We start from the raw sequence: 10,036 nt of genomic DNA on the forward strand, positions 1-10,036 counted from the left end.
ACCGGCTGTCGGGGACGAGCAGCCGGTCGCGGGCCTCGAGGGGACGTCAGCGCGTCGGGATGTTCGCGACGCCGTCGGGCAGCAGGCGACGGCCCAGGACCTTCTCGCTGTAGCCGGTGCGGTCCAGGTGCGGCGTGATGCCCCCGAGGTGGAAGCCCCAGCCGGCACCGAGGATCATGCAGAGGTCGATCTGCTGCGGCGTCGCGACGACGCCCTCGTCGAGCATGTGCCCGATCTCGACGGTCAGCGCCGTGAGCACCGCGTCGAGCACGCCCGCCTCGTCGAGCGGGGTCGCGGCGACCTCGACCTCGCGGGCCGCGTCGAAGACCGCCTGGATGGCCGGGTCGACGGGCTTGGGCAGGCCCTTGGCCGGTGCGTCGAGCACGACGCGCGTGCCGTCGGCGACGAGCTTCTCCAGGCCGGGCGACCGCGGGAACCGGTCGCCGAGGTCCTCGCGCAGCGACGTGAGGACGTGCAGGCCGACGGCCGGCCCGACGAGGTCGAACAGCTCGAACGGCGGCATCGGCAGGCCGAGGGGCCGCAGCGCGCGGTCAGCGACCTCGACGGGGGTGCCGTGCTCGACCGCGTCGACGATCACGCCGAGCAGCAGCACGAGCAGCCGGTTGACGACGAAGCCCGGCCGGTCGGCGACGAGCACCGCGGTCTTGCGGAGCTTCGCGACGACCGCGAACCCGGTCGCGAGCGCCTCCGCGGACGTGTGCTCGGCCTGCACCACCTCGACCAGCGGCATCGCGGCCACGGGGTTGAAGAAGTGCAGCCCGACGACGCGCTCGGGGTGCTGCAGGTCGGCCGCCATCGCGGACACCGACAGCGCGGACGTGTTCGTCGCGAGGACCGTCGTGGGGGCCACGACCGTCTCGAGCTCGGCGAAGACGCGCTTCTTGAGGTCGAGGATCTCGGTGACGGCCTCGATGACCAGGTCGCACGACGCGAGGTCGTGCAGGTCGGTCGTGCCGGTGATCGCGCCGAGGGCGCGCGCGCCCGCCGACTCGCTCATCCGACCCGTCGTCACGAGCCGCTCGACGGTGCTCCGGACGGCCGCGAGGCCCTTCTCGACGCGCTCGTCGTCGAGATCGCGCATGACGACGGGCACGCCGAGCCGCTGCGAGAACAGCAGCGCGATCTGCGCGGCCATGAGGCCGGCGCCGACGATCCCGACGCGCGTCACCGGCTGCGCGAGCGACGCGTCGGGAGCGCCGACGGGCTTCTTGCCGCCCGAGACGAGGCCGAACGCGTACACGCTCGCCCGCATCTCGTCGCTCATGATGAGGTCGGCGAGCGCGTCGTCCTCGGCGGCGAACGCCTCCTCGCGGGTCGCCGTGCGCGCGGCCGCGACCAGGTCGAGCGCGCGGTACGGCGCCGGACGCGAGCCGTGCACGACGGCGTCGAGACGCTGCCGCGCCGCGGCGACGACGCCGTCCCACAGCGGCTGCGGGTCGAGCGGGCGACGCTCCACGACGACCTCGCCCGACAGCACCCGGGCCGCCCACCGCACGGACTCCTCGAGGAAGTCCGCCGGGTCGAGCACCACGTCGACGAGCCCGATCTTCGCCGCCTCGCCCGCCGCGAACGGCTTGTTGGCCGCGGGGCGCGTGAGGATGACGTCGAGCGCGTTCTCGACGCCGACCAGGCGCGGCACGATGTACGCGCCGCCCCAGCCCGGGACCAGTCCGAGACCCGTCTCCGGCAGCGCGAGCGCGCGGACGTCCGACGCGACCGTCCGGTAGTCGCAGTTGAGCGCGAGCTCCAGGCCGCCCCCGAGGGCGACGCCGTTGACGAACGCGAACGTCGGGACGCCCATGTCGTGCAGCAGCCCGTACGCGGCGTGCCCGCCGCGACCGAGCTCCAGCGCGGTGTCGCGGTCGGTGACGGTCGTGACCTGCGTGAGGTCGGCGCCTGCCGCCAGGAAGTACGGCTTGCCGGTCACGGCGACGGCGTGCACCTCGCCCGCGCGGACGCGCTCGCGGACCGTCGTCAGCGCGGCGGTGAGCTCCGCGATGCCCAGCGGGCCGAGCGTCGTCGGCTTGGTGTGGTCGAGGCCGTTGTCGATCGTGACGAGCGCGAGCGTCCCGGCGCCGCCGGGCAGGGTCACGTCCCGGACCAGCGCGTGCGACACGCGCTCGGCGCGGGGCTGCGGGGCGTCGGGCGTCGTGCTCACTGCTGGCCTCCGTCGGTCGCGACGTACTCGGGGTGGTGGGGGTTCTCCCAGATCACGGTGCCGCCCTGGCCGAGGCCGACGCACATCGTCGTCAGGCCGTAGCGGACGTCGGGGTGCTCCTCGAACTGGCGCGCGAGCTGCGTCATGAGCCGCACGCCCGACGACGCGAGCGGGTGGCCGACGGCGATCGCGCCGCCGTACGGGTTGACGCGGGGGTCGTCGTCGGCGATCCCGAACGCGTCGAGGAACGCGAGCACCTGCACCGCGAACGCCTCGTTGATCTCGAACAGGCCGATGTCGTCGATCGTCAGTCCGGCGCGGTCGAGCGCCTTGCGTGTCGCGGGGACCGGGCCGACGCCCATGATCTCGGGCTCGACGCCCGCGTAGGCGAACGCGACGAGCCGCATGCGCGGGGTCAGGCCGAGCTCGGCGGCGGTGTCCTCGGCGGCGAGCAGGCACGACGCGGCACCGTCGGTGAGCGGTGCGGACGTGCCGGCGGTGACGCGCCCGCCGGGGCGGAACGGCGTCGGCAGGCTGGCGATCCCCTCGGCGGTCGTGCCGGGTCGCGGCGGCTCGTCGGCGGTCGCCAGTCCCCACCCGCGCTCGGGGTCGCGCAGCGCGACGGGCACGAGGTCGGGGTCGATCTGCCCGGCGGCGAGCGCGGCGGCGTACTTGGCCTGGCTCGCGGCGCCGTACGCGTCGGCGCGGTCGCGCGTGAGCGCGGGGAAGCGGTCGTGCAGGTTCTCCGCGGTGACGCCCATGTTGAGGGCGTCGGGCGCGACGAGGCGCTCGGACAGGAACCGCGGGTTCGGGTCGGCGTCGAAGCCCATCGGGTGGTGGCCCATGTGCTCGACACCGCCGGCGATCGCGACGTCCTGCGCACCGATCCCGATGGTCGCGGCGACGTTGGTGACCGCGGTCATCGCGCCCGCGCACATCCGGTCGACCGCGTAGCCGGGGACCGTGCGGGGAAGGCCGGCGAGGACGCCGACCGTGCGGCCCAGGGTCAGCCCCTGGTCGCCCTGCTGGGTGGTGGCCGCGATCGCGACCTCGTCGACGCGCTCCGGAGCGAGCTCCGGGTGGCGGCGCAGGAGCTCGCGCACGGTCTTGACGACGAGGTCGTCGGCGCGGGTGTGGGCGTAGAGCCCGTCCTTGCGCGCGCGGCCGAACGGGGTGCGGACCCCGTCGACGAAGACGACGCGGCGGGCGACGGGCGGTCGGGCGGATGCGGTCGGCATCGGGCCTCCAGGCGTGGACGACGGTGTCCGGTGACGGGTGCGGGTCCCGCCGGGACGGGACCGCTGGGGCCGACGCTACCGGGACCTAGGTCCTACGTCAGCCGAAGTTACCGAAGAGTAACACCGTGTCCTCGGGGGTCGTCAGGCCCCGGGCAGCGCGGCGAAGGCCGTCGCGAGGCGCTCCGCCAGCAGCTCGACCTGCCACGCGCGTGCGCCACCCGACACGAGCGCGTCGGCGATCGTCGTCGCGTCGAGCGGGCGCGGCGGCGCCCAGCACAGCCGCCGCAGGAGGTCGGGCTGGAGCAGGTTCTCCGCTGGCACGGAGTGCGTCTCCGAGAGGTCGGCCACGACGTCCCGGGCTGCCGCGAGCCGTGCCGCAGCCGCCGGGTCCTTGTCCGCCCACGCCCGCGGCGGCGGGGGAGCGTCGCTCTTCGGCCCGCGCACGGACGGCAGCTCCGAGTCCGGCAGCGCGAGCCCACGGTCGATCGCCTGCTGCCACAGCGTCGCGCGGCGTCGCGTGCCCTTGCCCGAGAACGCGGGCAGGGCCGTCAGCTGCGGCACCGAGCGCGGCAGCGCCTGCGCAGCGGCGACGATCGCGGCGTCCGGCAGCACGCGGCCGGGGGAGATGTCGCGCTGGCGGGCGTTCTGGTCGCGCGTCTGCCACAGCTCGCGCACGACGGCGAGACGGCGGGCGTCGCGGATCTGGTGCAGGCCCGACACGCGGCGCCACGGCTCGACGCGCGGTGGCGGCGGCGGTGCGGTGCGGACGGCCTCGAACTCCTGCGCGGCCCACTCGGCCTTGCCGGCGACGGCCAGCCGTTCGGCGAGCACGGTGCGGAGCTCGACCAGGACCTCGACGTCGAGCGCGGCGTAGCGCAGCCACTCCGGGGGCAGCGGGCGCGTCGACCAGTCGACCGCCGAGTGCTCCTTCGCGAGGCCGAGCCCGAGCGCGTCCGCGACGACCGCCGCGAGCCCCACGCGTTCCATGCCCAGCAGGCGGGCGCCGAGCTCGGTGTCGAAGACGCGCGTCGGTCGCATGCCCTGCTCGGAGAGCCCCGGCAGGTCCTGCGAGGCCGCGTGCAGCACCCACTCGACGCCCACCAGCGCGTCGGACAGCGCCGACAGGTCGGGCAGCGCGATCGGGTCGATCAGCGCCGTGCCCGCACCCTCGCGGCGCAGCTGGACGAGGTAGGTGCGCTGGCCGTAGCGGTAGCCCGACGCGCGCTCGGCGTCGACCGCGACCGGACCCGTGCCGGCGCCGAACGCCGCGACGACGCGAGCCAGCTCCTCGGGGGTGTCGACCACGTGCGGGACGCCGTCGGCGGGCTCGGTCAGCGGGACGACGGTCGGCTCGGCGGCCACGTCCGCGACGGCAGGCGCGTCGGTCGGGTCGGTCAGGGGGAGCGGCGGGTGGGCGACGTCGCCCCCCGTCGTGGGGAGGTCGTCGGACACCTCGGAGTGCATGAGGTCCACCGTATGCGACGGTGCAGGCGCGTCCGCGCAGGCGGGCCGTGGTGCGCCGCACGTCACTCGCGCGACCACGCATCCCCCGCCACGTGGTGACTACGTCGTCGCGCCCGGTCGCGGGACGGCACGGATCGCCAGGAAGCCGCGTGGCTCACCGGCGAGCAGGGCGTAGGCGTCCGGGGAGAGGACCTCGGCCGTGGGCGCCGGTCGAGGTTCGAGCAGGCGCTCGATGAGGAAGCCCGCCTCGTGCAGCTCCTCGCACGTCTGCTCGAGCGGAGCCAGCCAGTACCGGAGGTGCCAGCCGGCGGCCCAGTCCTCCTCGATCACCCGGGTCGTGAAGTAGCTGCCTCCGTGCCGGAGCCAGTCGCCCGTGGGATGAAGCCGGGAGAGGACCAGCGCGCCCTCGGGGCGCAGCACCCGGCGCAGCTCGCGCAGGGCGCAGACGCGGTCGTCCACGTACTCGATGCCGAGCGCCCACAGCGCGAGGTCGACCGAGCCGTCCGGCAGCCAGCCCAGCGGTTCGGCGGCGTCGTGGACGCGCACGTCGGCGTCGGGCGCCTGCGCCGTCGTCAGCTCGACCATCCGTGGGCTGAGGTCGAAGGCCGAGACGCGGGCTCCGCGAGAGACGAGCTCGGCGGCGTACCAGCCGGGACCGCACCCGACGTCGAGGACGTGGCGCCCCGCGACGTCGCCCAGCAGCGAGAGGCACGCCGGACGGTCGTAGTGCGCGTTGTAGAAGCCGTCACGCGCGTGCTCGGCGAAGGCGTCTGCGAAGGCCTCGTACTGCGGCTCGCGCCCGACCCCCGTCACGCGGCCAGCATGCCAGAGCGCCTGCCGGCGTCCGGGTCAGTCGAGCACGCCGCCGCGGATCGAGATCGCGACGAGCTCCGCGCGGTCGCCCGTGCCGAGCTTGCGCGAGATGCGGGCGAGGTGGCTCTTCACGGTGAGCGCGGACAGGCCGAGCTCCTCGCCGATGAGCCGGTTGGACCGGCCGTCGGCGACCAGGCGCAGGACGCTGATCTCGCGGGCCGTGAGCTCCGGGAGCGTCGGGGGAGCCGGTGCCGGAGCGGGCTGACGCGGGACGCTCGTCGCCGTCTGACCCGCGACCGCGCCGCGCAGACCGCCCTGCAGCAGGACCGACAGCTCGGGGCGGCTCGCGCGGCGCGTCAGGACGACGACACGCGGCGCGCCCCGGCGGCGCAGGTTCTGGACGAGCGCGACCCCGTCTCCGTCGGCGATCTCCGACACGACCACGCACATCTGCTGCGGCGGCGCTGCCGGGCGTCGGGTCGTCGGCACGGTCGTCCGCACGGCGACCCGGCGGAGCGGGGCGACGTCGCGGCGGAGGGGCTCGATGCTCACGGTCCTCTCATCGGCAGCACCTCTGGGCCACTTGAGGGACAGGACGTCACGGATCCACGGGAAGACGTGATAGTGCGGGGAACCGACACGACGGCGCTGGTCAGCGCTGAGCACGCCGCGGGCCCACGACTCGGGTCAGCGGGGACCGTGGCGCGGCAGGGGGACGACGAGCGTCAGCGACGACGGCGAGGCGCGTCGGTGACGAGGGCGACGTGGGTCAGCGGCGAGGGCCGAGGGGCACGACGCCCTCCGGCAGCGGCGGCAGGCCGGCGGCGGTGCACAGCAGCGTCGCCCACGCGCGCAGGTGCGGACCGAGGTCCTCGCCCGCGGCGGTCCACGACGCCCGGATCTCCAGCTCGGTCTGCTCGGCGCGGCGCTCGAGCGCCCCGAAGCTCTGCGACAGCACGCGCGTGACCGTGCCGCCCGCCGCGTGCGGCTCGAGGCCCGCGGACTCGAGCGCGTCGGTGAACCAGGTCCACGCGACCTCGGCCAGCAGCGGGTCGGTGCCGACCTCGGCCTCCAGGGTGGCGCGCACCAGCGTGACGAGGCGGAACGAGCCTTCCCACGCCTCCTGGCCCTCGGGGTCGTAGAGCACGACGAACCGGCCCGACGCGAGCTCGGCCGCGGCGACCGACCGGCGTGCGCTGCGCACCTCGGCCGTGAGCGCGGCGGAGAACGGGGCGATCCGGGCGGGCCCGGGGACCTCGTCCAGCACGACCTCGGACCGGACCGTCACGTTGCGCAGCGAACGGAGCGCACGGACGAACTCGGCGGGGACGTCCTCGGGGCCTGCTGGGGTCACGCTGGGGAGCGTACGGGCGCGGTCGCCGTCTTGACGTCCGGCACGCCGCTCCCGCGTCATCGCGACGCCGCTAGGCTGACCGGGCACTCCCACCCGGACGTCGCGCACCCGCCCAGCGCCCTCCTGCGCACGGGTCGTCCCGCGCCCCGGGCCGTCGACGACAAGGAGCACCTCACGCATGGCCGCGAACACCACGGCATCCGGCACGGCCGAGATCGGCGTCACCGGTCTGGCGGTGATGGGCCGCAACCTGGCCCGGAACTTCGCGCGGAACGGGTTCACCGTCGCGATCCACAACCGGTCGTATGCGAAGACGCAGTCGCTGGTCGACGACCATGGTGAGGAGGGCACGTTCATCGCCTCGGCGAGCACCGCGGACTTCGTGGCGTCGCTGGCGCGGCCGCGCAAGATCGTGGTGATGGTCAAGGCCGGTGCCGCGACCGATGCGGTGATCGACGAGCTGGTGCCGTTGCTGGACGAGGGCGACATCGTGGTGGACGCGGGCAACGCGCACTTCCCGGACACGATCCGCCGGGAGGCGGCGCTGCGGGCCAAGGGTCTGCACTTCGTGGGTTCGGGGGTCTCCGGTGGTGAGGAGGGCGCGCTGCTGGGTCCGTCGATCATGCCCGGCGGGACCCGGGAGTCGTATGAGTGGTTGGGTCCGATCCTGGAGAAGATCTCGGCGAAGGTCGACGGGGTGCCGTGCTGCACGTATGTGGGGCCGGATGGTGCGGGGCACTTCGTGAAGATGGTGCACAACGGCATCGAGTACGCCGACATGCAGCTGATCGCCGAGGCCTACGACCTGCTCAAGCAGGGCCTGGGTGCCTCGGCGGCGCAGATCGGGGGCATCTTCGCGGAGTGGAACACCGGGGACCTGGAGTCGTTCCTGATCGAGATCACCGCCGACGTGCTGCAGCACGTGGACGCCGCCACGGGCAGTGCGTTCGTGGACGTGGTGCTGGACCAGGCCGAGCAGAAGGGCACCGGCCGCTGGACGGTGCAGAACGCCCTGGACCTGGGGGTGCCGATCACCGGGATCGCCGAGGCGACGTTCGCCCGGGCGCTGTCGGGGTCGGTCCCGCAGCGCGAGGCCGCGCGTGGCGTGCTGCCCGCGCACACCACCCCGTGGCAGATCGAGGACCGGGAGGCGTTCATCGAGGACGTGCGCCTGGCGCTGTACGCCTCGAAGGTGGTCGCGTACTCCCAGGGGTTCGACCAGATCGCCGCGGCGTCGGCGGAGTTCGGGTGGGACATCGACCGGGGTGCGATGGCGCGGATCTGGCGCGGGGGGTGCATCATCCGGGCGCGGTTCCTCAACCGGATCACCGAGGCCTACGAGCGTGACGTGAACCTGCCGCTGCTGCTGGCCGACGAGTACTTCACCGGCGCCGTCGCCAACGGCGTCGAAGCCTGGCGGCGCGTGGTGTCGGGCGCGGCCCTGCACGGCGTGCCGACCCCGGCGTTCTCCTCGTCCCTGGCGTACTACGACGGGGTCCGCGCCGAGCGGCTGCCCGCCGCGCTGATCCAGGCGCAGCGCGACTTCTTCGGCGCCCACACCTACCGCCGCACCGACAAGGACGGCACCTTCCACACCGCGTGGTCCCTCGACCGCACCGAGCAGGACGCGTGAGCGAGCCCGTCTCGACCACCGCCGCCCCGGGCACGAACCGGGGCGGCGGTGGTCCGCTCCAGCCGGTCATCCTCGGCGCCGACATCGGCGTCTACGCGATGGCCCGCTCGTTCCACGAGGCCTACGGCGTGCGGTCGGTCGTCGTCGCGGGGGCCGCGCTCGGTCCCGTCGCGCACTCGCGGATCGTCGACCACGAGATCGTCGCCGACGGGCACGACCCGCGGCAGCTCGTCGACCGGCTGCTCGAGGTCGCGCGCCGCATGCCCGACCGTCGCCTGCTGCTCATGGCGAACTCGGACTGGCTCGTCCGGGTCGTCGTGCAGCACCGCACGGAGCTCGAGCCGTACTTCGTCGTGCCGTTCCTCTCGCAGGAGCTGCTCGACCAGATCTCCGACAAGGCGACGTTCGCGGAGATCTGCGAGCGGCTCGACATCTCGGTGCCGCGCACGATCGTCCAGGACTTCACGTCCGCCGACGAGGCCGGCTGGGCGCCCGCACCCGTGGACCTCGACTACCCGCTCATCGCGAAGGCGGCGAGCAGCGCGGACTACCAGGACGTCGAGTTCGAGGGCAAGAAGAAGGTCTTCGAGATCGCGACGCCCGACGAGCTCGTGTGGTTGTGGGGTGCGCTGCGTGCGGCCGGCTTCCGCGGGCGGTTCGTCGTGCAGGAGCTCGTGCCCGGGGACGACACGCAGATGCGGTCCATCACCGCGTACGTCGACAGCCGCGGCGAGATCACGCTGCTGTGCAGCGCGCACGTGCTGCTCGAGGAGCACACGCCGTCCGGCCTGGGCAACCCGGCCGCGATGATCACCTACCGCGACGACGCGATGCTCGACCAGGCCCGACGCTTCCTCACGTCGACCGGCTACCGCGGCTTCGCGAACTTCGACGTCAAGGTCGACCCGCGGACCGGGCTGTTCCGGTTCTTCGAGGTCAACCCGCGGATCGGGCGGAACAACTACTACGTGACGGCCGCGGGCGCGAACCCCATGCGGTTCGTCGTCGAGGACCACGTCGAGGGCCGGGCCGTCGAGCCGGTCGTCGTCGAGCGCGAGGTCCTCTACTCGATCGTGCCGCACCGCTTGCTGCTGAAGTACGTGCGCGAGCCGCAGCTCGCGGCGCGCGTGCGCCGGCTCGTGCGGTCCCGCGCCACGGCGCACCCGCTCGCCTACGGCAAGGACCTGTCGCCGCGCCGTCGGGCGTACGTCTGGGCTGCGAAGCTCAACCAGGTGCGCAAGTTCCGCCGGTACTACCCGGAGGTCACGGACACCGGCTTCTGAGTCGGCTCGGCCTGTCGGCGCAGCGCGACGGGCCGACGTCCACGACGAGGACCTCCACGACCACGACGACGG

The 10,036-nt window shown here is 74.1% G+C and carries 8 protein-coding genes; 2 read left to right on the forward strand and 6 right to left on the reverse strand.

Going from position 1 to position 10,036, the window contains the following annotated elements:
• Positions 1–46: 46 nt before the first annotated feature.
• The 6 genes from CTKZ_RS18875 to CTKZ_RS18900 all read right to left on the reverse strand — a co-directional run bounded on the left by CTKZ_RS18875 (position 47) and on the right by CTKZ_RS18900 (position 7,048).
• Entirely contained in the window at positions 47–2,179 is a 2,133-nt protein-coding gene (locus CTKZ_RS18875) for a 3-hydroxyacyl-CoA dehydrogenase NAD-binding domain-containing protein (protein WP_124344366.1), read from the reverse strand.
• Positions 2,176–3,417, reverse strand: a complete 1,242-nt coding sequence (locus CTKZ_RS18880; protein ID WP_124344367.1) for a thiolase family protein — start codon at positions 3,415–3,417, stop codon at positions 2,176–2,178. Before CTKZ_RS18880 ends, CTKZ_RS18875 begins: the two co-directional genes overlap by 4 nt.
• 141 nt (positions 3,418–3,558) lie before the next feature.
• Entirely contained in the window at positions 3,559–4,881 is a 1,323-nt protein-coding gene (locus CTKZ_RS18885; protein WP_124344368.1) for an HRDC domain-containing protein, read from the reverse strand.
• Positions 4,882–4,980: 99 nt separating this feature from the next.
• Entirely contained in the window at positions 4,981–5,694 is a 714-nt protein-coding gene (locus CTKZ_RS18890; RefSeq protein WP_124344369.1) for a class I SAM-dependent methyltransferase, read from the reverse strand.
• 36 nt (positions 5,695–5,730) lie between these two features.
• Complete coding sequence (locus CTKZ_RS22690; protein WP_304515703.1) at positions 5,731–6,246, reverse strand: LuxR C-terminal-related transcriptional regulator; 516 nt, start codon at positions 6,244–6,246, stop codon at positions 5,731–5,733.
• A gap of 217 nt (positions 6,247–6,463) precedes the next feature.
• Positions 6,464–7,048 (reverse strand): DUF3000 domain-containing protein, encoded by a 585-nt coding sequence (locus tag CTKZ_RS18900; RefSeq protein ID WP_124344370.1) that lies wholly within the window; start codon positions 7,046–7,048, stop codon positions 6,464–6,466.
• Positions 7,049–7,226: 178 nt separating this feature from the next.
• On the opposite strand from CTKZ_RS18900, the gene gnd reads away from it, so the two are divergent.
• Both gnd and CTKZ_RS18910 read left to right on the forward strand, forming a co-directional pair.
• Positions 7,227–8,681: an NADP-dependent phosphogluconate dehydrogenase gene (gene gnd / locus CTKZ_RS18905; RefSeq protein WP_124344371.1), complete on the forward strand. Its 1,455-nt coding sequence runs from the start codon at positions 7,227–7,229 to the stop codon at positions 8,679–8,681.
• Positions 8,678–9,964 (forward strand): carboxylate--amine ligase, encoded by a 1,287-nt coding sequence (locus CTKZ_RS18910; protein ID WP_124344372.1) that lies wholly within the window; start codon positions 8,678–8,680, stop codon positions 9,962–9,964. The genes gnd and CTKZ_RS18910 overlap by 4 nt, the downstream gene beginning before the upstream one ends.
• Positions 9,965–10,036 lie beyond the last annotated feature (72 nt).

It is taken from the genome of Cellulomonas algicola, from assembly GCF_003851725.1.
In the GTDB taxonomy this organism is placed as follows: domain Bacteria; phylum Actinomycetota; class Actinomycetes; order Actinomycetales; family Cellulomonadaceae; genus Cellulomonas; species Cellulomonas algicola.

What these genes read in the sequence shown, in the direction of transcription:
- CTKZ_RS18880 (WP_124344367.1), bottom strand. Translation starts at nt 3,417, where the DNA reads ATGCCGACCGCATCCGCCCGACCGCCCGTCGCCCGCCGCGTCGTCTTC.
- CTKZ_RS18885 (WP_124344368.1), bottom strand. Translation starts at nt 4,881, where the DNA reads ATGCACTCCGAGGTGTCCGACGACCTCCCCACGACGGGGGGCGACGTC.
- gnd (WP_124344371.1), top strand. Translation starts at nt 7,227, where the DNA reads ATGGCCGCGAACACCACGGCATCCGGCACGGCCGAGATCGGCGTCACC.